Below are 25,370 nucleotides of genomic sequence, written 5' to 3'. Positions count from 1 at the left end.
TTGCCAAAAAAAAGCCGACTCTCTGGCCGGCTGGTTTATTTATTTGGTTCCGAAAATCTTGTCGCCGGCGTCGCCGAGGCCCGGGATAATGTACCCCTTCTCGTTCAGGCCCTGATCGATTGACGCGGTGTACAGCTCAACGTCCGGATGCGCTTTCTCCAGCGCGGCAATGCCTTCCGGCGCGGCCACCAGCACCAGCACTTTAATGCTGTTGCAGCCGGCTTTCTTCAGCAGATCGATGGTGGCGATCATCGAGCCGCCGGTCGCCAGCATCGGGTCAACCACCAGCGCCATACGCTCTTCGATGTTTGACACCAGCTTCTGGAAGTAAGGCACCGGCTCCAGCGTCTCTTCGTCACGGTAAACGCCCACCACGCTGATGCGCGCGCTCGGTACGTGTTCCAGCACACCTTCCATCATGCCAAGGCCAGCACGCAGAATCGGGACGACGGTAATTTTTTTGCCTTTGATTTGATCGACGTCGACCGGACCGTTCCAGCCTTCAATGGTCACGCGCTCGGTTTCGAGATCGGCGGTGGCTTCATAGGTCAGTAAGCTGCCCACTTCCGAGGCCAGCTCGCGGAAGCGCTTGGTGCTGATATCATGCTCACGCATCAGGCCCAGTTTATGTTTGACCAGCGGGTGTCTGACTTCCACGATCTTCATGATTATTCTCCCGGAATTGAGTTGAGCTAAAAAAAATCGCCGGATTATACCGCCTTTTTACCGCCGCGCCACCGGTGATTGGTCAGGTAACGTGCACAAATCGCCTGAGAATAAGGATTAGCGAAAAATCAGCACGCTGCAAAGGTGCCCTGAGATGGGACTCGCAAACGTTTGCCTGCGCTGGTAGAATTGCCGCGCTTAATTTTTGCCACCAACCGCAATCGCGTGGGGATTCCGCAGTGACCGACAAAACCTCTCTCAGCTACAAAGACGCCGGTGTTGATATTGATGCTGGTAACGATCTGGTTGACCGTATTAAAGGCGTAGTAAAGAAAACCCGCCGCCCGGAAGTGATGGGTGGACTGGGTGGCTTTGGCGCGCTGTGTGCGCTGCCGCAGAAATACCGCGAGCCGGTGCTGGTCTCCGGAACTGATGGCGTCGGCACCAAGCTGCGTCTGGCGATGGATCTCAAACGCCACGACAGCATCGGCATCGATCTGGTCGCGATGTGCGTGAACGATCTGGTGGTACAGGGCGCTGAGCCGCTGTTCTTCCTCGACTATTACGCCACCGGCAAGCTGGATGTAGATACCGCCTCCGCGGTGATCACCGGTATCGCCGAAGGCTGTCTGCAGTCGGGCTGTGCGCTGGTCGGCGGTGAAACCGCTGAGATGCCGGGCATGTATCACGGCGAAGATTACGACGTGGCCGGTTTCTGCGTCGGCGTGGTGGAAAAGTCCGAGATCATCGACGGCAGCAAAGTGAAGGATGGCGACGTGCTGATCGCGCTGGGCTCAAGCGGTCCGCACTCTAACGGCTACTCGCTGGTGCGTAAAATTCTTGAAGTCAGCCAGACCGATCCCACCACTAAACAGCTGGAAGGCAAACCGCTGGCCGATCACCTGCTGGCGCCGACCCGCATCTACGTGAAAAATATCCTCAGCCTGATTGAGCAGGTGGACGTGCACGCCATTGCCCACCTGACCGGCGGCGGCTTCTGGGAAAACATTCCGCGCGTCCTGCCGGATAACACCCAGGCGGTGATTGACGAGAAAAGCTGGCAGTGGCCGGCGGTATTCAGCTGGCTGCAGCAGGCCGGTAACGTCAGCCGTCACGAGATGTACCGCACCTTTAACTGCGGCGTGGGCATGGTGATTGCGCTGAGCCCGGCCGATGCCGACAAAGCGGTACAGCTGATGACCGCGGCTGGCGAGCAGGCGTGGAAAATTGGCGTGATTAACGCGTCAGATGCCGAAGAGCGTGTGGTTATTAACCCATGAAGAAACTGGTTGTACTGATCTCCGGCAACGGCAGCAATCTTCAGTCCATCCTCGACGCCTGCGAGAGCGGGCGTATCAACGGCAGCGTGGCTGCCGTTTTCAGTAATAAAGCCTCGGCCTATGGTCTGACGCGGGCGCAGCTGGCCAGCGTGCCTGCTCACGCGCTGTCCGCGCAGGATTTCACCGATCGCGACGCCTTTGACCGCCAGCTGATGCAGCAGATCGACGCCTATGCGCCGGATCTGGTGGTGCTGGCCGGTTATATGCGCATTCTGAGCCCGGCGTTTGTCGCGCACTATCACGATCGTCTGCTGAATATTCATCCGTCGCTGCTGCCGAAATATCCCGGTTTGCATACGCATCGCCAGGCGCTGGCGAACGGGGACGCGGAACACGGTACGTCGGTGCATTTTGTGACTGACGAGCTGGACGGTGGACCGATCATTCTGCAGGCGCGCGTGCCGGTATTTGCTGACGATGACGAAGCTGAGATCAGCGCCCGCGTGCAGCATCAGGAGCACGCGATTTACCCGCTGGTGATCAGCTGGTTTGTCGAAGGTCGCTTGCAGATGCGCGCGGGCAAAGCGTGGTTGGATGGCGAACCGCTGCCGCCGGAAGGTTATGCGCACGATTGATTGACCTGTACGCCGTGCGCTTGCAGGAATTGCGCAATAAATTGCGCCGCTACGGGGCTGTGCCGGGTTTAATTACTGCCTGATTTATTTGCACATTTCGTAGCGGCGCGATTCTTCGCGCTAACCTAACAATACTTATCCAAACCGGCCGGTAATATAATCCTCGGTGCGCCGCGCCTGCGGTGCGGTGAAAATCCGGTCGGTTTCATCAAACTCCACCAGCTGCCCGTTATGCATAAACGCGGTGTAATCGGATACGCGCGCTGCCTGCTGCATGTTGTGCGTCACCAGCACCAGCGTGAAATGCTGCTTCAGCGTGGTCATCAACTCTTCAATCACCAGCGTCGAAATCGGATCCAGCGCCGAGGTGGGTTCATCCAGCAGCAGCACTTCCGGCTCGATGGCGATGGCGCGCGCAATCACCAGACGCTGCTGCTGACCGCTCGACAGCGTCAGCGCATTCTGCCCCAGCTGATCTTTCACTTCGCCCCACAGCGCCGCCGCCCGCAGCGCGCGTTCGCAGGCCTCATTCAGCACGCGACGATCGCGCACGCCCTGCAAACGCAGACCGTAAACCACATTCTCATAGATCGACTTGGGGAACGGATTCGGGCGCTGGAACACCATGCCGATGCGCCGCCGCAGCGCCGGCAGATCCTGGTTCGCCTGCATCACCGCGTGGCTATCGAGCAGAATCTCACCTTCGATGCGGCAGCCATCAATGACGTCGTTCATGCGATTGAAGCAGCGCAGCAGCGTCGATTTACCGCAGCCGGAGGGCCCAATCAGCGCCGTGATGCGATGCTTCGGGATCTGCAAATCAATGTTATTCAGCGCCTGGCGTTCGCCGTACCACAGCGACAGCTGATTAACGGTGAGCGCAATAGCGTAATCGGGCGTCATGTGTAAACCTTTTTAGTGCGTCATTAACCGGTAGCGCTCGCGCAGCCGATGGCGCAGCACCATCGCCAGCAGGTTAAGCGACAGAATGATCGCCACCAGCAGCAGTGCCGTGGCATACACCAGCGGTCGATCGGCGTCGATGTTCGGGCTCTGGAAGGCCAGATCGTAAATCTGAAAACCGAGATGCATAAATTTACGGTCAAGATGCAGGTAAGGAAACACCGCATCGACCGGCAGCTCAGGCACCATTTTGACCACGCCCACCAGCATCAGCGGTGCGGTTTCGCCGGCGGCGCGCGCCACCGCCAGAATCAGGCCGGTGAGCATTGCCGGTACCGCCAGCGGCAGCACCACGCGCCACAGGGTTTCTGCCTGAGTCGCGCCCAGCGCCAGCGAGCCCTGACGCAGATTGTCCGGAATACGCGACAGCCCCTCTTCGGTGGCGACGATCACCACTGGCAGCGTCAGCAGCGCCAGCGTCAGCGCCGCCCACAGCAGGCCAGGCGTGCCGAAGGTAGGATTGGGCAGCGAGCGGGAGAAGAACAGCTGATCGAGGGTACCGCCAATCAGCCAGACAAAAAAGCCGAGGCCAAACACGCCATACACAATCGACGGCACGCCAGCCAGATTCACCACCGCAATGCGCACCAGCCGGGTGAGCGCGTTGCGCCCGGCGTATTCGTGCAGCCAGACGGCGGCCACCACGCCCAGCGGCATGACAATCACCGACATCAGCAGCACCATCAAAACGGTGCCGAAAATCGCCGGCAGCGCGCCATTTTCACTGCCGCCCGAGGTGGGCGAGTCACTGACAAACTGCCAGATCTGACTGAGGAAATGCCCGATTTTCTGCCCGATGCTCAGGCTGTTTGGATACCAGGCGGCCACCACCTGCGCCAGCGGAATCAGATGATCGTCGCCCTGCACGTCGCGCAGCACCAGCGTATCGCGCTGGCTTTCATGCTGCAGATGCGCCAGCTGCTGCGCCAGCGCGCCGAAGCGTTTATGCAGCGCTGCGCTGTTGGCATCCAGTTCTGACTGATCCTGCAGGCTGAAGTGACCACCGCGCCGCTGCTCGTCGGCCTGCTGTTGCAGACTCTCCAGCTGCGCGTTAAGGCGCGCCATTTCAATACGCCGGATGTTGCTCGCCTGGCGCAGCTGCTCATGCACCTGCTTCAGCCGCTGCTGCAGCAGTGCATCGCGGTCGCGCGCGGTCAGCACCTCGTTGTCTTCACGCAGCTCCACCAGCCAGCCGTAGGCATTGCCGCCACTGCGTCGCTGTAGCACCAGCACTTCTGCCGGGCGTCGGGTTTGCGCTTCGCCCTGACTGACGATGACGCGGAAATCCGGCGCGGCAAAATCGCGGTTGCCGGTTTTCACTACGTAGCGCCAGCGATCGCCCTGCTGCTGGCGATCCAGCGTTTCACCCAGCACCATCAGCGGTGCCCCCTGCGGCGGCTGGAACTGATACTGATCGACCGGCTGCGGCCAGAACGCCCTGACGCCCTGCCAGCCCAGCAGGCCGATTAATAAGGTAAATGCCAGCAGGCAGACGGCGACCGCACCGGCAGTCAGCCAGCGCCAGCGATCGTTTTGACGCAGCGCGCTCATGCCTGCCCCTCATGCTGACTGTAGCGCTGGCGCAGCCGCTGACGAATCAGTTCCGCCACGGTGTTGATCGCCAGCGTGAATATCAGCAGCAGCAACGCACTGAGAAACAGGATGCGATAATGGGCGCTGCCCGCTGCGGCTTCCGGCATTTCAATGGCGATATTGGCCGACAGCGCGCGCAGCCCGGCAAACAGTCCGCCTTCGCTCACCGGGGTGTTGCCGGTGGCCATCAGCACAATCATGGTTTCGCCTACTGCACGACCAAAGCCGATCATCAGCGCGGCAAAAATGCCTGCCGACGCGCCCGGCAGCACCACGCGCGTCAGGGTTTGCCACGGTGTCGCACCCAGCGCCAGCGAGCCCTGCCCCAGCGCCACCGGCACGCTAAACAGCGCATCTTCCGCCAGGGTGAAGATTAGCGGCACCAGCGCAAAGCCCATCGCCAGCGCCGCTACCAGCAGGTTACGCTGCTCATAGTGCGCCAGCTGTTCGCCCATCTGCGGCCACCACAGTGTCGGCAGCCACAGCGTCAGTAACGTCACCAGTAACAGCAGCGGCATCAGCAGCAGCACTTCAAACCCGGGCCGCCGCCAGCGCGCCGGCAAACGCGGACTGAGCACGCCGCACACCAGCAGCGTGGCGGCCAGCACCAGCGGCAGCAGCATCACGCCGGGCAGCGCGCGGCTGATGTGCGGCGCCAGCCACACGCCAGCGATCAGGCCAATTACCACGCTCGGCAGCGCGCCCATCATTTCAATGCCCGGCTTGACCCAGCGGCGCAGGCCCGGCGACATAAACCATGCGGTATACATCGCCGCCGCCAGCGCCAGCGGCGTGGCAAACAGCAGCGCCAGCGACGCCGCTTTCAGCGTGCCGATCACCAGCGGCATCAGGCTGAATTTGGCCTGATAGCTGTCGCCAGCGGCGGTGGACTGCCATACCCAGTCCGGCTGCGGATAGTTTTCATACCAGATTTTCTGCCACAGATTGCGCCAGCTGAAATCGGGCCACGGATTATCCAGCGCGAACTGCTGCCACTGTCCGGCACGTTCGACGATCAGGCTATCGCCGCGCGGAGACAACGCCAGTGCGCTGATGCCCGCGGCCAGCTGGCGCGTGACAATCGGGCCCGCCTGCTTGCTGGCGAACAGGCGCACCACGCCCTGCGCGTCAAAGCTGGCAAAAACGCGCCGCTGCGCCTCAGGCACGATGCCGAGCACACCCGCGCTGTGCGTGAAGGTGTGAATCTGCTGCAGCCGTGGCCCGTGGTCACCGGTGATGGCAAACCATTGCTGAATGCCACGCGCATCCTGAATCAGTAAGCTGCGCCCGCCCGCCAGCAGTTGCAGGCTGCGCGGTTGCTGAGTCAGCGTCTGGGTTTCCCGCAGCTGCGCGCCCTGCGGCGTAATCTGCCACACCCGCAACAGCCGTCCGGCACTGGTGTACAGCAGCGTGCCGTCCGGCGACAACCGCATCAGGTCGGCCTGCTCACCGGGCAATACAATCAGGTCGACGCGTTTCTGGCCGGCAAAGGTCAGCAGGCTGATACCGGCCGGCGTTTGTGCGGCGATGCGCCACTGGTGATCGCCCGGCACTGTCAGCGCCATCTGGCTGACCGCGCCCTGCGGCAGATGCAGCGGCCGATCGCCCAGCGGGAAATACCATTCACCGTGCTGGCCGTGGATGAGCGGTTGCATCAGCAACAGATCGCCCTGCATATTGAGCAATACGCTGCTGCCGTCACTGCTGGTCACCGCCGCCTGCGGCTGGCCGTTCAGCGCCAGCGCGTCGCCCGCTGGCTGGCCGTCGAGCGGAATAAAGCGCGCTTCGTTGCGGCTGATGCGCCAGCCGAGCTGGCCTTCGCTGCCCAGCGCCAGCGCCGGGGCTTTGTCCCATAGCTGCTGACTGAGCGTCGGCTGCATGCCCGGCGCGCTGAACAGCGGCATCACCACCCAGATCAGCCAGAAGAACAGCAGCAGCATCAGCAGTAAAATTCCCACACCGCAGGCCGTGACGATGCGGCGCACGAACTGATCGATGGCGCGTCGACGACGGTCACTAAAGTGGACAGGAATACGATTTATGCTCATGCAGGCCAGAGTTACCCTTGAAGTTATGCCGCTATGTTGCCCGTAGCTGATTGATAAGACAACTGTTGAGGTTGGACAAGGCTGCCATACTCTCGCCATAATGGTGGAGGACACTGAGCGGAACCGCAATTTTGCGTTTATTCCGCCGGACATTCCGTCCAGCAACAGCATCACGGAGTCAGAATGGGTCAGGAAAAGCTGTATATAGAAAAAGAACTAAGCTGGTTAACCTTTAACGAACGCGTGCTGCAGGAAGCCGCTGATAAAAGCAATCCGCTCATTGAGCGCATGCGTTTTCTCGGCATCTATTCCAACAACCTGGAAGAGTTTTACAAAGTGCGCTTTGCCGATCTCAAGCGCCGCATTCTGATTGGCGAAGAACAGGGGACGCCCACCACCCTGCGCCATTTGCTGAAAAAGATTCAGCTGCGGGTACAGAAATCGGATCAGGAGTTCGATGCGCTGTATAACGATCTGCTGCTGGAGATGGCGCGCAACCAGATTTTCCTGATCAACGAGCGCCAGCTGTCACCCAATCAGCAGGAGTGGCTGCGCTACTACTTCAAGCATCAGCTGCGCCAGCACGTCACGCCCATTCTGATCAACCACGACACCGACCTGATTGAGTTCCTGAAAGACGACTACACCTATCTGGCGGTGGAGATTATCCGCGGCGAAGAAATCCGTTACGCCCTGCTGGAGATCCCGTCCGATAAAGTGCCGCGCTTTGTGAATCTGCCGGCAGAATCGCCGCGCCGTCGCAAGCCAATGATTCTGCTGGATAACATTCTGCGCTACTGCCTTGATGAGATTTTCAAAGGCTTCTTTGATTACGACGCGCTGAACGCCTACTCAATGAAAATGACGCGCGACGCCGAGTACGACCTGGTCACGGAGATGGAATCCAGCCTGCTGGAACTGATGTCCTCCAGCCTGAAACAGCGCCTGACCGCTGAGCCGGTGCGCTTTGTCTATCAGCGCGATATGCCCGATGCGATGGTGGAAATGCTGCGCCATAAGCTGTCGATCTCCAGCTACGACTCGATTGTGCCGGGCGGCCGTTACCATAACTTCAAAGATTTCATCGGCTTCCCGAACGTGGGCAAAGCCAACCTGGAAAATCGCCCGCTGCCGCAGATTCGTCATATCGGTTTTGATGGCTTCCGCAACGGCTTTGATGCCATCCGCAACCGCGATGTGCTGCTTTACTATCCGTACCACACCTTTGAGCACGTGCTGGAGCTGCTGCGTCAGGCGTCATTCGACCCGAACGTGCTGGCCATCAAGATCAACATTTACCGCGTGGCCAAGAATTCGCGCATTATGGATGCGATGATCCACGCCGCCTACAACGGTAAAAAGGTCACGGTGGTGGTCGAGCTGCAGGCGCGCTTCGATGAAGAAGCCAACATTCGCTGGGCGAAGCGGCTGACCGAAGCGGGCGTGCACGTGATCTTCTCAGCGCCCGGCCTGAAGATTCACGCCAAGCTGTTCCTGATCTCCCGCCGCGAGGGCGAAGAAGTGGTGCGTTACGCCCATATCGGTACCGGCAACTTCAACGAAAAAACCGCGCGTATTTACACCGACTATTCGCTGCTGACCGCCGACGCGCGCATCACCAATGAAGTCCGGCGCGTATTTAACTTTATCGAAAACCCGTATCGCCCGGTAACGTTCGAACACCTGATGGTGTCGCCGCAAAACTCGCGCGCCATGCTGTATCAGCTGATTGATAACGAGATTGCCAACGCACAGCAGGGCAATCCTTCCGGCATTACGCTGAAAATCAACAACCTGGTGGACAATGGTCTGGTGGATCGGCTGTATGCCGCCTCATCGGCTGGCGTGAAGATCAACCTGCTGGTGCGCGGCATGTGCTCGCTGATCCCCGATTTGCCGGGCATCAGTGAAAATATTCGCATCACCAGTATCGTTGACCGCTACCTCGAGCACGACCGCGTCTATATTTTTGAAAGCGGCGGCGATAAAAAAGTATTCCTGTCGTCGGCGGACTGGATGACGCGCAACATCGATTATCGTATCGAAGTGGCGGTGTCGGTGCTCGATCCGCGCCTGAAACAGCGCATACTGGATATCATTGCCATTCTGTTAAGTGATACGGTAAAAGCCCGCATCGTAGACAAAGAATTGAGTAACCGTTATGTTCCGCGCGGCAATCGCAAGAAGGTGCGCTCGCAGCTGGCGATTTACGATTACATCAAGCAACTGGAACAACCCGAATAACGCCTATGCCAATCTCCCATAAAAGTACGCCGAAACCGCAGGAATTCGCCGCCATCGATCTCGGCTCGAACAGCTTCCACATGGTGATTGCCCGTGTGGTGGATGGCGCCATGCAGGTGCTGGGACGCCTGAAACAGCGCGTGCACCTCGCCGACGGGCTGGATGCGCAAAATCGCCTGAGCGAAGAAGCGATGGAGCGCGGGCTGAGCTGCCTGGCGCTGTTTGCCGAGCGCCTGCAGGGGTTCAGTGCCGCCAACGTCACCATCGTCGGTACGCACACGCTGCGCATCGCGTCCAACGCGGAAGAGTTTCTGCAGCGCGCCGCGGAGGTCATCCCTTATCCGATTGAGGTGATTTCCGGCAATGAAGAAGCGCGCCTGATCTTTATGGGCGTTGAGCACACGCAGCCGGAGAAAGGCCGCAAGCTGGTGATTGATATCGGCGGCGGTTCGACCGAGCTGGTAATCGGCGAAGATTTTGAGCCGCAGCTGGTGGAGAGTCGCCGCATGGGCTGCGTCAGCTTCGCCAACCTCTACTTCCCGAAAGGCGAGATTAGCCAGGAGAATTTCCGCCGCGCCCGGCTGGCCGCCGCGCAAAAGCTGGAAACGCTGGCGTGGCAGTATCGTCTGCAGGGCTGGCAATATGCGCTGGGCGCGTCCGGCAGTATCAAAGCGGCCTGTGAAGTGCTGCTGGCGATGGGCGAGAAAGAGAAGCGCGTGACGCCGGAAAACCTCGACATGCTGGTGAGCGAAGTCCTGAAGCACAAATCCTTTGCTGCCCTGAGCCTGCCCGGGCTGTCGGACGAGCGCAAGGCAGTGTTTGTACCGGGGCTGGCGATTCTGTGTGGCGTGTTTGACGCGCTGGCCATTCGCGAGCTGCGCCTGTCGGATGGCGCGCTGCGTGAAGGCGTGCTGTATGAGATGGAGGGCCGCTTCCGCCATCAGGATATCCGCAGCCGCACCGCGCAGAGCCTGGCAAATCATTACGCCATCGACAGCGACCAGGCACGCCGCGTGCTGGAAACCACCGAGCAGCTGTACAGCCAGTGGCTGGAGCAGAACCCGAAGCTGGCCAATCCCCAGTTGACGGCGCTGATGAAGTGGGCAGCGCTGCTGCATGAAGTCGGGCTGACCATCAACCACAGCGGTATGCAGCGCCATTCGGCCTATATCCTGCAGAACTCCAATATGCCGGGCTTTAATCAGGATCAACAGATGCTGCTGGCCACGCTGGTACGCTTCCACCGTAAAGCGGTGAAGCAGGATGAGATGCCGCGTTTCACCTTGTTTAAAAAGAAACAGTTCCTGCCGATGATCTTCCTGCTGCGGCTCGGCACCCTGCTGAACAATCAGCGTCAGGCCACCACGCGCCCCGACACGCTGAAGCTGAGCACCGACGATGGTCACTGGACGCTGACCTTCCCGGCCGGTTTCCTCAGCCAGAACACGCTGGTTCAGCTGGATCTGGAGCGGGAGCAGGCTTACTGGAATGACGTCACCGGCTGGAAACTGATGCTGGAAGAGGAGTAACGCGGGCTTCAGGCCCGCAATAGCACTATGACAACACGCCCCGATAACTATTTTGCGGAGAAATACGGCCTGACGCCGCCCCACTCCGAAGTGCTGGCCGCGCTGCCAAAACTGGAAGTGGGTAATGCGCTGGACCTCGGCTGCGGCCAGGGCCGCAACAGCCTGCTGCTTAATCAGCACGGTTTTACGGTGACCGCCTGGGACAACAATCCGCAGAGCCTGGAACGCCTTAACAGCATCATCGCGGAAGAGCAGCTGCAGCAGATACATACCGAACAGTGCGACCTGAATCAGGTGCGCTTCAACGGTGATTATCAGTTTGTGTTTTCCACCGTGGTGATGATGTTCCTGCAGCCGGCGACCATTCCGCAGCTGATCGCCGATATGCAGGCCAGCACGCGCAAGTACGGTTACAACCTGATTGTGGCGGCGATGAGCACCGACGATTATCCCAACACGCAAAACTTCCCGTTTACCTTTAAATCGGGCGAGCTGAGCCATTATTACCGTAACTGGCACATCGTGAAGTACAACGAAGAGGTCGGTGAACTGCATCGCCGCGATGAACACGGTCAGCGCATTAAGTATCGCTTCGCTACCCTGCTGGCGCAGAAAGCCAGCTACTGATGGCTGGCATCATGATGGTCCGGTCGCCATGAATGGCGACCCTACAACGGATTAGTGCGGTTGGTGAAAGTATGCGGGTTCTGGTCGCCATAAATGGCGTGATGCCGTTCGGTGACGAAAACGCAAGCCGCACCCTATCGTAGCGGCGCGATTTATCGCGCAATAAATTGCGCCGCTACGAAAAGTGCCTCTTTTTAAATAAAATCAAAGGTTAACTGGTAAGCGTTACATCATGCGGGTTCTGGTCGCCATCAATGGCGTAATGCCGTTCGGTGACGAAAACGCAAGCCGCACCCTATCGTAGCGGCGCGATTTATCGCGCAATAAATTGCGCCGCTACGAAATGTGCCTCTTTTTTTAAATAAATTCAAAGGTTAACTGGCAAGCGTTACATCATGCGGCTTTCGGTCGCTATCAATGGCGTCATGCCGTTCGGTGACGAAAACGCAAGCCGTACCCTATCGTAGCGGCGCGATTCATCGCGCAATAAATTGCGCCGCTACGAAAAGTGCCTCTTTTTTGAATAAATTCAAAGGTTAACTGGCATGAGTCACATCATGCGGGTTTTGGTCGTCATAAATGTCGCCCCTGCAGAGTCGATGACGCACGCTTCGCCCGGCGGCTGATATCGATCAAAGCAACCTTAACCTTTTCTGCTCATTTTTAACGCAGCGGTTGACCTCACGGTCGGGTTGTGACTAAATGTTGCCACCGCCCAGCCGGGCTTTGACAGGAACCACCCCGCGTGAATAGCGCCATCTCTGCACGAAGACGTCCCAAAACCGGTACCATGACCCGCATTGTTTTGCTGATCAGTTTCTTTATTTTGGTTGGCCGTCTGATTTTCATTATTCCCGGTGCCATCGAGCATCATCAGCAAAAGAAAGCCGCACCTGAACCGGTCACACTGAGCACCAGCGAGACGCGCTAAGGAATTTGCGGGTCATCGTCGCTCTTCCATCACATTGTCCGCCGCGGCAATGCTGCTTGTTACGCCCACTTTACCCGCAACGCGCTACACTTTGACCTGACTTTACAGACACAAAGGACGCGTTATGTCTGCTTCGCACGCACAACAACTATCAGAAACCCGCCAGCGAATTCTGCACCTTCTGCTCAGCGAGCACGATTTAGTCGATGTGCTGCTGGATAAATCCGTCGATCTCAATGCCGCCGAACTGCGCAAAATCACCGGCTGGCGTCAGCAGCTGGAGCATGAACTGCCGCAGCTGCACGCGGCCGACCTGGCGGACATTCTCGAAGCGCTGCCGGAAGAGGAGCGTCTGGCGCTGTGGCGGCTGGTGCCCTACGAGCAGCGCGGTCGCGTGCTGGTGGAGGCCTCCGAAACCGTGTGGGCCAGCCTGACGGAAGAGATGACCGACCGCGAAATCCTGCGCGCCATCGAGCCGCTGGATATTGACGATCAGGTCTATCTGGCGCGTTATCTGCCGCGCGATCTCACCGGCCGCCTGCTCACCACGCTCGATCCCAGCCTGCGCGCCCGGCTGCTGGACGTGATTGAGCTGGATCGCGATCGCGTCGGCCAGGTGATGGACTTCAATATTCTCACCGTGCGCTCAGACGTGACGCTGGCGACGGTGCAACGCTTTCTGCGCAAGCGCAAAAGCATGCCGGACGGCACCGATAAAATCTTCATCACCGACGAACACAATCAGCTGCTGGGTGAACTGGCGCTGACCGATATCCTGCTCAACAAGCCTAAAACGCTGGTGGCTGAGGTGATGAACGCGCGCCCCACCACTTTCCAGCTGGATGACAAAGCGGAAGAGGCCGCCAGCGCCTTCGAACGCTATAACCTGATCTCTGCTGCGGTGACCGATGCCAAAGGCAAGCTGATTGGCCGTATCACCGTGGAAGATGTGATTGACCTGGTGAACGAAGAGAACGAAAGCAACATCCGTAAGATGGGCGGCATCAGCCAGGGTGAAGACGTGTTTGCACCGGTGCGCAAAGCGGTAAGAAAGCGCTGGACCTGGCTGGCCGTCAACCTGTGTACGGCGTTTATCGCCTCGCGCGTCATTGGTCTGTTTGAGGACACCATTTCGCAGCTGGTGGCGCTGGCCACGCTGATGCCGATTGTCGCCGGCATTGGCGGTAACACCGGCAATCAGACCATCACCATGATCGTACGCGCGCTGGCGCTGCATCAGGTTGAACCCGGCAACTTTTCGTTTCTGATTGCGCGTGAACTCGGCGTGGCGCTGCTTAACGGCCTGTTCTGGGGCGGCATCATGGGTGGCGTGACCTGGCTGATGTACGACAATCTGCAACTGGGCGGCGTGATGATGCTGGCGATGGTGCTGAATCTGCTGCTGGCGGCGCTGATGGGCGTGCTGATTCCGCTCATCATGACCAAACTCAAACGCGACCCGGCGGTCGGCTCCAGCGTGCTGATCACCGCCATCACCGATACCGGCGGCTTCTTTATCTTCCTCGGTCTGGCCACGCTGTTTCTGCTGCACGGCCACTAAAGCGCAGCTACAATCAGCGTTGATCCCTAATCAGCTGGAGAGCAGTGATGTTTAACGTGGATGATTTTGTGCAGGCGAAAACCGGTGGGCCAAAAATGCAGGTGCTGCGCGTTGCGGGCGATACGCTGTGGTGCGCCCGCGTTGACGATCCGATCAAAAAAGAGATCGAGGTGAAGGCCGACAGCGTCAATCTCTATCATGAAGACGGGGATTTCGGCGTCTGTTAACGGCTGCGAGCCCGCGCCGCCCGCGAACCGATGCTGTCGCGGCGCGGCGCTGTCTCAGGGCTTATCCTTCTGTAAATTATCCTGCCCCACCCCGCCGATAAACGGCAGCCGCAGACGCAGCGGGGTGAAATCCAGCCCCAGATTGAGTCCCAGCAGATTCACCTCCACGCCCTCTTCCGCTCCCAGCGTGACGCCCAGCACGCCAAGCAGCGACAGCTGCACGCCGCGCCCGGATGGCGGCAGGCCAAGCGGATGCAGCAGCGAACGGAAATCCTTACCGATAGCATTGGCGGGCAAATCGAGCTTCAGCGCCGGCACTTCACGGCCAATGTGAGCGAGGAAGGTGTTGCTGTTGGGGCCCGGCCACGCATGATAGGTGTTGGGCCACGGATAGGATTGAATTGCCGCTTCAATCTGCGGGATCATCGCCTGCGCAGCCGCACCGCGATGTGACACCAGCAAACGCGGACGCGCACCGTACCAGTAGCCGTCCGGCAGATTGCTGTTGCGCCGCACTTTATCGCCGCTGCCCCAGCTGATCACCTCATAACGGTTGTAGCGGGTTTCTCCGGCGCGCTTAAAGATAATCCACGGATGCACGGCCACCGCGCCTTTCCAGCCGTAGGTCGGCGCAGCATACACCTGCACAATCGCCTCACTGGCGAAGCGCTGCGGATCCGGTGCCAGCCCGGCCGAATCACGGCGCGCTGTCGCCCAGCCGCCGCGTTCGGTGGTGAACTCACCGCTGCGCGTCGCCTGCGCCAGGCTGGCCGCCAGCGACAGTAACACCACACAGAGAAAAGAGAGTAAAACAGCTTTAACAGGCAACATGCATGGGCATCCCGGTGGTGAAAAAACGCTCCCGCCATGATGCGCCGAAACGGTAGCGTCTGTATTCACCAACTATGCGGTGGACAAAAAATGCGTTGCGGTGCCCGGTCAGCTGATTTTTCCTTAGTCAGGCAGGGCGATACCGCTGATATCGGCGCATATCGCCAGCAACTGCTGCTGCAGCCGTGGATTGCGCGCCTGCGGATTAGCCGCCAGCGCCTGACGGTGATAAAAGTACTCCCCGCTGACCCGCGCCTCATCGGCGGTGGCTAACCACACCTGGGTACGATGCGCCTGATCAAGATCGTCGGGTGCCCCGGCACCGCCCATTTTGGTCGGCACCCAGCCTGGCTCCAGCGCGTTGCTGTATACCTGCGGCCAGCGCCGGGCGATGGCAAACGCCAGTATGGCATCATGCAGTTTACTCTCAGCATAAGCCTGCGAAGCGTGCCAGCGCCGCCGCTGCCACAAAATATCATCCAGGTTAGCTTCGGCATGATGATGCATGCCTGAGCTGAGGTAAATCAGCCGCTGCGGCCGTTCAATCAGCGCCGTAAGAATATAGGGTGCCAGCGTGTTGATGGCGAACAGATGCGGCAGGCCATCTGCGGTTAACTGATAAGGCTCGCGATAGCCAACCGCCACGTTGTGGATCACCGCATCAAATCTGCCGAGCGCATTAACCTGCTGCGCCACACTGCGGGCGCCGGCGATGGTTATCACGTCGCCGCTGACCACGGCTTCAGCCTGCGGTAGCGCCTCCTGCGCGGCGCGGGCACGCGCGGCGTTGCGTCCGTGCAGCACCACCTGATGGCCCTGCTCAACCAGCAGTTCAGCCGCCATCAGCCCGAGGCCGGTGGATGAACCGGAAATAAAAATACGTGACATGGAAAACTCCTTAAGCGTGAAGTGAAGCGGCGCGCGATGTCAGCGCCAGCAGCGCCCCGAGCAGCGCACAGGCCGCACCAAACAGATAGACGGCGGCATAGCTGAAGTGGCTGGCGATGGCACCGGCAATCGGTCCGGAAATACCATAAGCGATGTCGAGAAAAGCAACGAAGGCGCCCATGGCGCTGCCGCGACTGGCCGGCGGCACGCGCTTCAGCGCTTCCACGCCGAGGGCGGGAAAGATCAGCGCACAGCCAAGACCGGTAATCAGCGCGCCGGTGAGTGCCAGCGTTTCGTCAGGCGCAAACCACAGCAGCATCTGCCCCAGCGCCTCCACCAGCAGTGAATAAGCCGCCACGCGGTAGCCACCAATGCGATCCGGCAGATGTCCCAGCACCAGGCGCACGGCGATAAAACCAACGCCAAACGCGGTCATCACCCAGCCGGCCAGCTGCCAGTGACGCGCGGCGAAGTAGAGCGAGGCGAAGGCCGTCAGGCCGGCCAGTCCGACGCCCTGCAGCATCAGGCCACAGCCTTCACGCCAGATGCGGCCAATCACCCGATAGAACGGCAAACGAGCCCCTCCGACCGCGCGATAACCGCTGGCAGCCGTGGCGATGAGCGCCGCCAGCAGCGGAGCCGCGATGCAGGCCAGCATCGCCGCCGCTAAGCCGACGTGCTGATACAGCATCATACCGGCAGGGGCACCGAGCGACAGCGCGGCAAACATGGCGATGCCGGTCCAGGACATCGATAGACCGGCACGCTGTGGCCCGACCGAGGCGATTGACCAGGCCACGCAGCCGGTGACGAACTGGCTTTCGCCCATGCCCGCCGCCAGCCGTCCGGCAATCACCAGCGCCAGACTGACCGCCGGTGAAAAGCCCGGCAGTGCGGCCAGCCAGTAGAGCACGCCAGCCAGCGCGCACACCGCCGCGCCCTGCAGCGCCGAGCGCTTACCGCCAACGCGATCGGTCAGTTGACCGGCGTAACCGCGCGTCAGCACGGTGGCGACAAACTGTATCCCGATCACCAGCCCGACCCACAGGTTGCTGAAACCGAGATGCTGATGGATAAACAGCGGGATTACCGGCAGCGGCAAGCCGACCGCCAGATAACCGCAAAACAGCGCGGCAATCACGCCGGTCGCCGGTCGCGACAAATGCGCAGCTTCAGCCTGCGCGCTTAATGCAGACATAACAGCCTCCATAAATGAACAGACAGCGCGGCAGGACGCCGCGCTGCGGAAAATCAGGCAAACAAAGAATGGTGATAGCCGCTGGCATTCAGCAGATAATCGCGCGAGGCGGTAATTTCCGCGTTCAGCTGTGCCACATCGACGTTGAGCAACTGACCATGACGTTTACGCAGTTCACCCGCCACCATCACGGTATCAACATCGGCGCGTTGCACCGCCTGCACTACCGTTGCCGTCACGCTGGTCAGCGGGAAAACGCCGATACCATCGGTGCGCAGCATAATGACGTCGGCCTGTTTACCTGGCGTCAGCGTGCCCGTTTGCTGCTCCAGCCCGGCCGCACGTGCGCCGTTAATCGTTGCCGACTGCAGTACGGCTTCCACGCTAATCGGTGCCGGTACGTCGTTTTCGCCCCGGAAGCGGCGATAGCGCATCGCTGAGCGCTGCTGGTTAAACAGCGCCTGCATTTCACCGAACAGATCGCTGCCGAAGGCAGTATCGAGATCGATACCGAGCGCCGGCGTCATTCCGCGATCGACCGCCTGCTGCCAGGCAAAGCTGTCGTCGTCGAAACCAAACAGCGCATCCGATCGCGGATTCACGGTAATGTTGACGCCCGCGTCCGCCAGCTGCTGCCAGGTGTGCGCCGGTACGCGCGTACAGTGATTGAAAATGTTGTGCGGACCCAGCAAGCCGGGTTCAGCAAACTCTGCCGGCAGCTGCGCCAGGTCACCAATAAACTCGGTGAGAATGCGCATATCCAGCTCGCGCGCCACGCGCCACCACGCCAGGTTGAGCTGACCAAACAGGCCAACCTGCACACGGCTGCTGGCGTGGTTCCAGCGGCTGGCGAGACGGGCCAGATCGCCCGGCAGATGATCGCTGGAAGCCTGCTTATCCATTGCTGCGCCAACCATGTGCAGCGCACGAATACCGCTCTCCTGCAGCGCGTCGAGCGCCGCATCGGTATGCGCCGGACTGCGTGAACTGTGGCAGGCATCAATCACCGTGGTGATGCCGGCATCCAGGCAAGCCAGCGCGGTCAGCCGGGTGCTGAGGTACATATCCAGCGGACGGTAATGCGCGCCGAGCGTTTCTGCCACCACATCGATATAGACAAACAGGTCGTCAACGTTGGGCATCAGGCGGCGCATCGCGCCCAGCCACATATGGTGATGCGCATCCACCAGGCCCGGCATCACGATATGGCCGCGGGCATCAATCACCTGCGCATCGTCGGCGGAAAGGTTTTCCCCCACGGCGGCAATACGATCGTCCTCAATCAGCACATCGCCACAGACGAGGTCGGGCACGCTGGCGTCCAGCGTCAGGATAGTGCCGCCTTTAAAAAGGGTGCGCCGTACAGTCATAACATTCTCCTCAAAAGGGATCAGAATCCGGCGGTCAGTGCCGGTCGCGTTTCGGAGCACACAATAAGTTGCAGCGCATTTTTGATAAAGGTAGGCTCAGGCAAATGATCTTTGCTAAAAATCAAAGATGGAGAACAGGATGAGTTTTGATGGCCGACTATTATCCGGCATGAGCGTGCTGGCAGCCGTGGTTGAAGCCGGCAGCTTCAGCCGCGCCGGTGAGGTGCTGGGGTTATCCGCCTCGGGCGTCAGCCGGGCGATTTCACGACTGGAACAGCGTCTTGGCGTGCGCCTGCTGGATCGCACCACCCGCACCCTGCATCTCACCAGCGAAGGTGCCAGCCTGTATGAGCGGGCAGCGCCGCATCTGGAAGGGATTGAAGAAGCAGCAAACTACGTCTCCGGCGCCGCCGTGACGGTGCGCGGTACGCTGCGCGTGAGCCTCAATCCGCTGTTTTCCCGCTATGTGCTGGCGGCAAAGCTGCCGCTGCTGCGTGCCCGTTATCCGCATCTGGAACTGACGATTTTGCAGCAGCCCGATGTGGGCGATCTGGTGGCAGAAGGTATTGATGTTGCGGTGCGTTTTGGGCCGCAGCCGCCGTCCACCATGACCTCACGCCTGCTGTTACAAACGCGCGTCCTGACGGTGGCCGCTCCGGACTATCTGGCACGCTGTGGCCGCCCGACGCAGCCGCAGCAGCTGACTGAGCACAATTGTCTGCAATACATCGATCCGCGCAGCAATAAGCCCTTTAGCTGGGAGTTTCATCGTGGCACGCAGCGGCTGACGGTCGCCACCCACGGCCATCTGACCACCACCGATCCGGATTTAATGGTACAGGCGTGCGTCGGCGGTGCCGGCGTGGCCCAGGTGCTGGCGCTGAGCGTGCAACATCTGATCGCCAGCGGTGAACTGGTCGAACTTTTCCCCGACTGGCCTGACGAAACCTATCCGCTGTTTATCACCCGGCCTTCGCGCCGTCTGGCCCCGGCGGCGGTGGAGGCATTTCTCGGTTTTTGCCTGGAGATTTGTGCGGAACAGAGCTGACGCAAATTACCGATTACCCTCAGCGCGTGTTTGCCGGTAATAGCCCACCAGCTGAACGATGAAGGTGAGCGTTGCGAGTAAAAACAGTATCCCACCCAGGGGAATGGTGCCGAGCAGGAACCAGCCCATGACGCCTAATTCATACAGCAACTGGCCGCGATCTTCTCCCAGGATGTAACAGGGATGCACGTTGCCTTCGTCCAGCTGGCAGCCCGCCAGACTGGCGACATATCCGGCGCCCATCGCGCAGATCAGCGGCAGAAACGCGAGAAAAGCCGTACCGCACAGCATCACAAGATAGAGAATGATGATGGATGTCAGCGGGCGTTTGCCAGGTGGTGCGCGCTTGCCCGCGGCTCTGAAATTAAACAGCACGTTTCCTCCTGAAGCCTCTGCCGTTAACGCCAGATTATTAACACATCCTTATCCCCTGCGACAGACCGGTAAACAAACGCCCGCGGGGTAGCGGGCGCGTTTTTACTGCGACATGACGCCAGGCGTTAAGGGTTGGCGCGGATAATCACTTTGCCGCGCGCATGGCCGGTCGCCACCTTCTCCAGCACGGAGCGTGCATCATCCAGCGAAAAGATAGCGTCGATGATGACCTGTAACTGCCCGGCCTGGAACAGGCTGCTCGCCCGGGCAAGATACGGCGTCGCGCTGGCGAAGAAGACAAACTCGCCGTGCTGGCCGCCGACGGGCGTGATGCCAAACTCCACCAGCGTGGCAATGCGCCCGCCGGCGCGCAGCACGGACCAGGAGCGGCTCAGCGTTTTGCCGCCGACGCTATCTATCACCAGGTCGATATCGCGCGTTGCTGCAAAGTCCTGCGTGCGGTAGTCAATCACCTCATCGGCACCCAGACTGGTCACCAGCGCGTGGTTTTTCGCCGACGCCGTGGCGATGACATAAGCGCCCGCCTGATGCGCCAGCTGAACCGCCATGCTGCCGACGCCACCCGCTGCGGCGTGAATCAGCACGCGCTCGCCGCGCTGCAGCTGACCCACATCGAACAATGCCTGCTGCGCGGAGCCAAACGCGGTAGGCAGCGCCGCGGCCTGTTCGGCGCTCATCGCTGCCGGGACAAGGCATACGTCATCGGCGGCGATCACCAGGCTTTGTGCAAAAGCCCCGCCTGCGCCAGGTGGCGTGCGCCCGAATACGCGATCGCCCGGTTTTAAATGGCTAACGCGCTCGCCAGCTGCTGTAATCACGCCGCAGAAATCCATGCCCGGCACGTAAGGCAGGTCCACCGGGAAAACCTGCTGCATGTGCCCTGAGATAATTTTCACATCCAGCGGGTTAACGCTCGCCGCTTCAACCTGTACCGTCACCTCATCCGGACTGGCGGCGCGTAATTGACGTTCGCCAATAGTCAGCACATCGGCGGTGCCAAACGTATCAATCAATGCTGCTTTCATTATCAACTCTCCGGTCTGATTCAGGCTTGTGGCGGAAACTGGCCAAGCTGAAGGAACAGGCCAAACCAATCCTCCATGTGCCAGGTGGTGATCAGACGGCCGTCCTCCAGCGCATGGAACTCATGCAGCCGGAAGCTGACTTTCTTGCCGGTCGGCGCGATACCGAAAATTTCGCCGAGATGGGTGCCGCTGATTTCCGCCCGCGCCGCGATGCGGCCCGGTTCCTGAATCATGTCATGCACCACGATCTTCACGTCCGGAAAGGCCTGCGCCAGCATGCGAATGATCGGCTTGATGCCCTCCGGTCCGGCAACTTGTCCTGGCGCCAGCGGAATGTCTTCCCATGACGGAGCCAGCACGCTATCGACCAGATCGGGGTTATTGTCGCTGAAGGCCTGATAGAGCGTCTCTACCGCCTGTCGTTCAATTTTGAGCCGTTGTACGTATTCTGCTGCTGGATTCATCGTTATTCACTTTCAGGTGGGGGTTGGTTGTGGAATTTTGCGCAGCGCCCTACAATTCGTCCAACAAATATTCAATATGAGTGATTATTTGCCGTATGGATTTTCATGGCATCGATCTCAATCTGTTAGTGGCTTTTGACGCGCTGATGAACGAGCGCAACGTCACGCGGGCGGCAACCCAGGTGGGCGTCAGCCAGCCGGCGATGAGTGCCGCTTTGTCACGGTTACGCACCCTGTTCGGTGACCCGCTGTTCATGCGCAGCGCGGAGGGTTTACTGCCAACAGCGCGTGCGCGCGATCTGTCCGGCCCCATCGCCGGGGCGTTGCGCCAGCTCGAAGCGACGCTGGTGGCAAAGCCCGCATTTGCAGCGGAAAAAGCGCAAATAAACTTCAAACTGGGCGTGTCGGAGTATCCGGCTTTCGTGTTGCTGCCTTCGTTAATGCAGGCGCTACAGGACGTCGCCCCCGGCGTGTCATTGAATGTGCAGGCGTTTACCAACCGCGATCACGCGGTCGATTTGTTAGATGCCGGCGCGATTGATGTCGCCATCGGCGTCATTCCTACCCACAGCGATAGCCGCATCATCTCCCGGCCGGTATTGCGCGACGAATTCGTCACCATCGTCGCCAGCAACCATCCGGCGGCCAGACGCGGCATGAATATGGAGAGCTACCTGGCGCTGCCGCATATTCTGGTCTCGCCGGAAGGTGAACTGTACGGCCTGGTTGATCAGGTGTTGGCGCAGCAGGGTAAAAAGCGCCGGCTGGGGCTGACGGTCCAGCAGATGTTTACGGTGCCGTCTATCGTGGCGCAAACCCACATGACGGCGACCGTGATGAAGCGCGTGGCACTGCATGCGCAGGCCAGTCGCCAGCTGGTGCTGTTCCCTCCACCGCTGTCGTTGCCCGAAATGGTGTTCAACCTGATCTGGCACCGGCGCAGCGACGCGCATCCCGCCCAGCAGTGGTTCAGGGAATTTATTGAACAACAGGCGGCACGGCTGTAGGCGCTGTATCTGAATTCTGCGCGGATCGGGCGATGCGAAAGATGGCAGGATAAAAAAGCCCGCAGTTACGCGGGCTTTGAGGCTTCAGGTGCTGGCGGTTGCCAGCGAACCTTATGATCATTAAGACGACGAATATCAAAAATGATATTTTCAATATCCTGTTGTCAAAAATTCATTGTTTTCCTCAGTTCATCTTCAGACATGTTCAGCGGTTTTTAAAATTCCTCTGCCATCATTTCTCTTACAGTACTGGGCCCTGCAATTGCTGGTTTCGTTTAGAGTACTAGAATCTCTATAGGACTCCGCCCATATGTTAGCTCACCTGAAAATGATACGAGCCTTACGGACTTGTAATGCCACATGTCATTGAAATATATTACTTAAGTCTGTAAGTAATCTCTGTTTTGCTGAAGTTCTCAATGTGTTTTTGTAAGTCGGATACCCAGCCCTGGATTTTCTTTTGAACTGCAGATGAACAGGAAGGATAAACTTCGTCTGATTCAGCATATAAAATCATGAAGCCACATATTGACTTCAGCTTCGTTTAAGTGTTGAATATTGTAAGTAATCAATACACATATAATTCACTGCCACTTTTTTACTATGTTTGCGGCGGCAGCATTATTAACTTTTTATCACAATGCAAATTCAATCCCATTGCAATCAAATATAAACCACATTAATAAAATAAATCTGCACACAGACCTTACAAGAAAGGAAAAATGGAATTTAAAAAATTAAATAACTTAAAGAAAACCTTAATTGAAATCTAAAGCACCACCACCCATTTTTAAGAAACCTTATACATATTATTAATTCAATAATAAAATTTGGAATTATAAGTAGGTGATCATGAGGAAAATAAATAAAGCATTTCTAATGCTAGCAAAACGAGCTGAGAAATTAAAAACTGCTTACTTAGTAAAATCTTTCGTTGATGTTGGCCCTACATACACTCTGCTTTCCAGCACTGATAACCAAATAATGTTCGGTCGCCGAGGTACAGGTAAAACGCATTTTTTATCTGTACTCAATAATGACATAACTAAGCGTGGTGTTATTAGTGTATCGATAGATATGCGTTTAATCGGTTCTACAGGCGGTATTTTTTCTGATCTGAACATCCCCTTAAGTGAGAGAGCAACTCGCCTTTTATCCGATACTCTATGTATAATCCATGAGAATATACTTGACTATACTTTCAATAATGACCTTGAAAATACAGCTGAAATCTCCTCGATACTCAATGATTTTATTGATCAAGCAACAGAGTTGAGTATCATTGGTACAAAAGAAGAAGAAGCCAGTATATCTACGTCACTTGAAAAGCAGGTTTCTTTGTCAGCCAGCTTCAGCAACAACATTTTTAGTCCGGGATTTAATCATACAAAGAGAGACAGTAACACCGAAAATGAAAAAAATAAAACATCCGGCAAAGAAATTCTTCGAGTTCATTTTGGCTCGATAACAAGCTTACTCAATAAACTAATTGGGAAATTACCGCATCAAGAACTTTGGATTCTGATTGATGAATGGTCTGAAGTCCCACTAGAGCTACAACCCTATTTAGCTGAACTTCTGCGTCGAATTTTATTTCCTATCCCTGGAATCACTGTCAAAATTGCCGCAATCGCTCACAGATGTAATTTTATGGAAAGCGATTCAAAAACTTTTAGTTCCATTGGGATTGAGTTAGGTTCAGATGCATCGTCAGTAATTAACCTCGATGAATATATGGTATTCGATAATGATAGCTCAGCAGCCAAAGATTTTTTCAAGAAATTACTTTATCGACATGTTACTGCAATTGATGAAACCCTAGATTATCCTGATGATAACCACACATTTATTAATGATATATTTAGTCAGACGTCTTCATTTGATGAATATGTCCGCGCTGTCGAAGGAGTTCCAAGAGACGCAATTAATATAATTGCATTTGCTGCTCAGCATGCCAATGAAAATAAGATATCAATTTCGAATATAAGGCACTCAGCACAACGATGGTTTCAAGTTAATAAACATTCAGCTCTGAATAGTAGGCCTGAAGCAGTATCTTTGCTCGATAAAATCATTAACGAAGTAATAGGCCATCGAAAGTCACGTGGTTTCTTATTAAGCAATGAAAAAAGTCATCCTCTTATCGATTATTTATATGATATGAGAGTTATTCATGTACTTAAACAAGGTGTATCAGCAAGAAGTACTGTGGGCAAAAAGTACACATTATATACCCTTGATTATGGTTGCTATGTAGAGTTGATGTCTTCCAAAAATGCGCCACTAGGTTTAATAATTGACTGTAACGATAATAATGAATTGCAATATATAGAAATACCAAAATCAGATTATAGATCTGTTCGAAATTCAATCCTAGATCTTGATGATTCGAATGGTCAATTAAGATTAAATCTTATTGACTCTTCAGACAAATTACAATTACCAGAAAAACAACATAGACTTAAGACAACTATCGAAAAGTCGATAAACGAAGACTTTTTGAACTCAATTCCAAATAATATAGGCATTAAAAAAATTGGTGGTACAATTTATATTCCCATTATTCTAGTAGCTTTAGTCTTAAGAAAAGCTAAAGGTTATAATAGAAGTTATGCTGCAGAGCTAACCAAGCTCATCAATGAACACATAATAATTACATTAAATAGACCTAAAATTGCAACTAATAATTTATCACGAGAATTGAGAAACAAAAAAATACTTCAGCTTCCGTGGCTTGATAAACATGTAGTTGGTAGCAGAACTTTATTCTCATTAAATGATCATTGGAAATTTCATTGGCAAGAATATTTTGGCATAGATGCACCTAATATTTAATAAC

The 25,370-nt window shown here is 57.1% G+C and carries 22 protein-coding genes; 11 read left to right on the top strand and 11 right to left on the bottom strand.

Annotated elements, in window-relative coordinates; genetic code table 11:
- Positions 1-39: 39 nt before the first annotated feature.
- Positions 40-666, bottom strand: a complete 627-nt coding sequence (gene upp / locus C1N84_RS05345) for a uracil phosphoribosyltransferase (RefSeq protein WP_010617600.1) — start codon at positions 664-666, stop codon at positions 40-42.
- Between the two features lie 239 nt (positions 667-905).
- On the opposite strand from upp, the gene purM reads away from it, so the two are divergent.
- Positions 906-1,946, top strand: coding sequence for a phosphoribosylformylglycinamidine cyclo-ligase (purM, locus tag C1N84_RS05340; protein ID WP_264442251.1), 1,041 nt, complete (start codon positions 906-908; stop codon positions 1,944-1,946).
- Positions 1,943-2,581: a phosphoribosylglycinamide formyltransferase gene (gene purN / locus C1N84_RS05335; protein ID WP_211725365.1), complete on the top strand. Its 639-nt coding sequence runs from the start codon at positions 1,943-1,945 to the stop codon at positions 2,579-2,581. Before purM ends, purN begins: the two co-directional genes overlap by 4 nt.
- Positions 2,582-2,716: 135 nt before the next feature.
- Here the strand turns inward: purN and pstB are convergent, their stop codons facing one another.
- The 3 genes from pstB to C1N84_RS05320 are packed head-to-tail and all read right to left on the bottom strand — an operon-like array spanning position 2,717 to position 7,185.
- Positions 2,717-3,484, bottom strand: coding sequence for a phosphate ABC transporter ATP-binding protein PstB (gene pstB, locus C1N84_RS05330; protein WP_021506586.1), 768 nt, complete (start codon positions 3,482-3,484; stop codon positions 2,717-2,719).
- Positions 3,485-3,496: 12 nt separating this feature from the next.
- The gene (pstA, locus tag C1N84_RS05325) at positions 3,497-5,095 is read right to left on the bottom strand and encodes a phosphate ABC transporter permease PstA (protein WP_021506585.1); all 1,599 of its coding nucleotides are present in this window, start codon (positions 5,093-5,095) and stop codon (positions 3,497-3,499) included.
- Complete coding sequence (locus C1N84_RS05320) at positions 5,092-7,185, bottom strand: ABC transporter permease subunit (RefSeq protein WP_264442245.1); 2,094 nt, start codon at positions 7,183-7,185, stop codon at positions 5,092-5,094. The genes pstA and C1N84_RS05320 overlap by 4 nt, the downstream gene beginning before the upstream one ends.
- A gap of 183 nt (positions 7,186-7,368) precedes the next feature.
- Here C1N84_RS05320 and ppk1 point away from each other — a divergent pair, with 183 nt between their 5' ends.
- The 6 genes from ppk1 (at position 7,369) to C1N84_RS05290 (ending at position 14,304) form a co-directional block, all read left to right on the top strand.
- A complete protein-coding gene (gene ppk1 / locus C1N84_RS05315) occupies positions 7,369-9,429 on the top strand; it encodes a polyphosphate kinase 1 (RefSeq protein WP_264442243.1) in 2,061 nt (686 codons plus the stop codon).
- 5 nt (positions 9,430-9,434) lie between these two features.
- Positions 9,435-10,958 (top strand): exopolyphosphatase, encoded by a 1,524-nt coding sequence (gene ppx / locus C1N84_RS05310; protein WP_021506582.1) that lies wholly within the window; start codon positions 9,435-9,437, stop codon positions 10,956-10,958.
- A 27-nt stretch (positions 10,959-10,985) separates the two neighbouring features.
- Entirely contained in the window at positions 10,986-11,585 is a 600-nt protein-coding gene (gene tehB, locus C1N84_RS05305) for a tellurite resistance methyltransferase TehB (protein ID WP_132464747.1), read from the top strand.
- Positions 11,586-12,330: 745 nt separating this feature from the next.
- Entirely contained in the window at positions 12,331-12,516 is a 186-nt protein-coding gene (locus C1N84_RS05300) for a YfgG family protein (protein WP_022548292.1), read from the top strand.
- A 124-nt stretch (positions 12,517-12,640) separates the two neighbouring features.
- Positions 12,641-14,077 (top strand): magnesium transporter, encoded by a 1,437-nt coding sequence (gene mgtE / locus C1N84_RS05295; protein ID WP_021506579.1) that lies wholly within the window; start codon positions 12,641-12,643, stop codon positions 14,075-14,077.
- Between the two features lie 47 nt (positions 14,078-14,124).
- Positions 14,125-14,304, top strand: a complete 180-nt coding sequence (locus tag C1N84_RS05290) for a hypothetical protein (protein ID WP_010617609.1) — start codon at positions 14,125-14,127, stop codon at positions 14,302-14,304.
- A gap of 54 nt (positions 14,305-14,358) precedes the next feature.
- Here the strand turns inward: C1N84_RS05290 and C1N84_RS05285 are convergent, their stop codons facing one another.
- The 4 genes from C1N84_RS05285 to C1N84_RS05270 form a co-directional block, all read right to left on the bottom strand.
- On the bottom strand, positions 14,359-15,135 hold the full coding sequence (locus C1N84_RS05285; RefSeq protein ID WP_021506578.1) for a DUF3750 domain-containing protein: 777 nt from the start codon (positions 15,133-15,135) through the stop codon (positions 14,359-14,361).
- Between the two features lie 123 nt (positions 15,136-15,258).
- On the bottom strand, positions 15,259-16,023 hold the full coding sequence (locus C1N84_RS05280) for an SDR family oxidoreductase (protein ID WP_021506577.1): 765 nt from the start codon (positions 16,021-16,023) through the stop codon (positions 15,259-15,261).
- Between the two features lie 10 nt (positions 16,024-16,033).
- Positions 16,034-17,221, bottom strand: a complete 1,188-nt coding sequence (locus tag C1N84_RS05275) for an arabinose transporter (RefSeq protein ID WP_021506576.1) — start codon at positions 17,219-17,221, stop codon at positions 16,034-16,036.
- Between the two features lie 53 nt (positions 17,222-17,274).
- Complete coding sequence (locus C1N84_RS05270; protein WP_264442232.1) at positions 17,275-18,591, bottom strand: amidohydrolase family protein; 1,317 nt, start codon at positions 18,589-18,591, stop codon at positions 17,275-17,277.
- Between the two features lie 139 nt (positions 18,592-18,730).
- On the opposite strand from C1N84_RS05270, the gene C1N84_RS05265 reads away from it, so the two are divergent.
- Positions 18,731-19,639: a LysR family transcriptional regulator gene (locus C1N84_RS05265; RefSeq protein WP_136546898.1), complete on the top strand. Its 909-nt coding sequence runs from the start codon at positions 18,731-18,733 to the stop codon at positions 19,637-19,639.
- 6 nt (positions 19,640-19,645) lie between these two features.
- On the opposite strand, the gene C1N84_RS05260 is transcribed toward C1N84_RS05265, so the two are convergent.
- From C1N84_RS05260 to C1N84_RS05250, 3 genes are all read right to left on the bottom strand, one after another.
- Positions 19,646-20,014: a hypothetical protein gene (locus tag C1N84_RS05260; RefSeq protein ID WP_141496592.1), complete on the bottom strand. Its 369-nt coding sequence runs from the start codon at positions 20,012-20,014 to the stop codon at positions 19,646-19,648.
- Positions 20,015-20,139: 125 nt separating this feature from the next.
- Positions 20,140-21,060, bottom strand: coding sequence for an NADP-dependent oxidoreductase (locus tag C1N84_RS05255; RefSeq protein WP_264442228.1), 921 nt, complete (start codon positions 21,058-21,060; stop codon positions 20,140-20,142).
- A 20-nt stretch (positions 21,061-21,080) separates the two neighbouring features.
- Positions 21,081-21,524: an ester cyclase gene (locus tag C1N84_RS05250; RefSeq protein WP_264442226.1), complete on the bottom strand. Its 444-nt coding sequence runs from the start codon at positions 21,522-21,524 to the stop codon at positions 21,081-21,083.
- Between the two features lie 95 nt (positions 21,525-21,619).
- Here C1N84_RS05250 and C1N84_RS05245 point away from each other — a divergent pair, with 95 nt between their 5' ends.
- A complete protein-coding gene (locus C1N84_RS05245) occupies positions 21,620-22,531 on the top strand; it encodes a LysR family transcriptional regulator (RefSeq protein ID WP_264442224.1) in 912 nt (303 codons plus the stop codon).
- A gap of 879 nt (positions 22,532-23,410) precedes the next feature.
- Entirely contained in the window at positions 23,411-25,366 is a 1,956-nt protein-coding gene (locus tag C1N84_RS05240) for an ORC-CDC6 family AAA ATPase (RefSeq protein WP_394541779.1), read from the top strand.
- The last annotated feature ends 4 nt before the right edge of the window (positions 25,367-25,370 follow it).

It is taken from the genome of Pantoea sp. SGAir0418 (assembly GCF_043529865.1).
The sequence above is the reverse complement of the archived record's forward strand: the minus strand, read 5'-3'. Positions and strand labels throughout refer to the sequence as shown.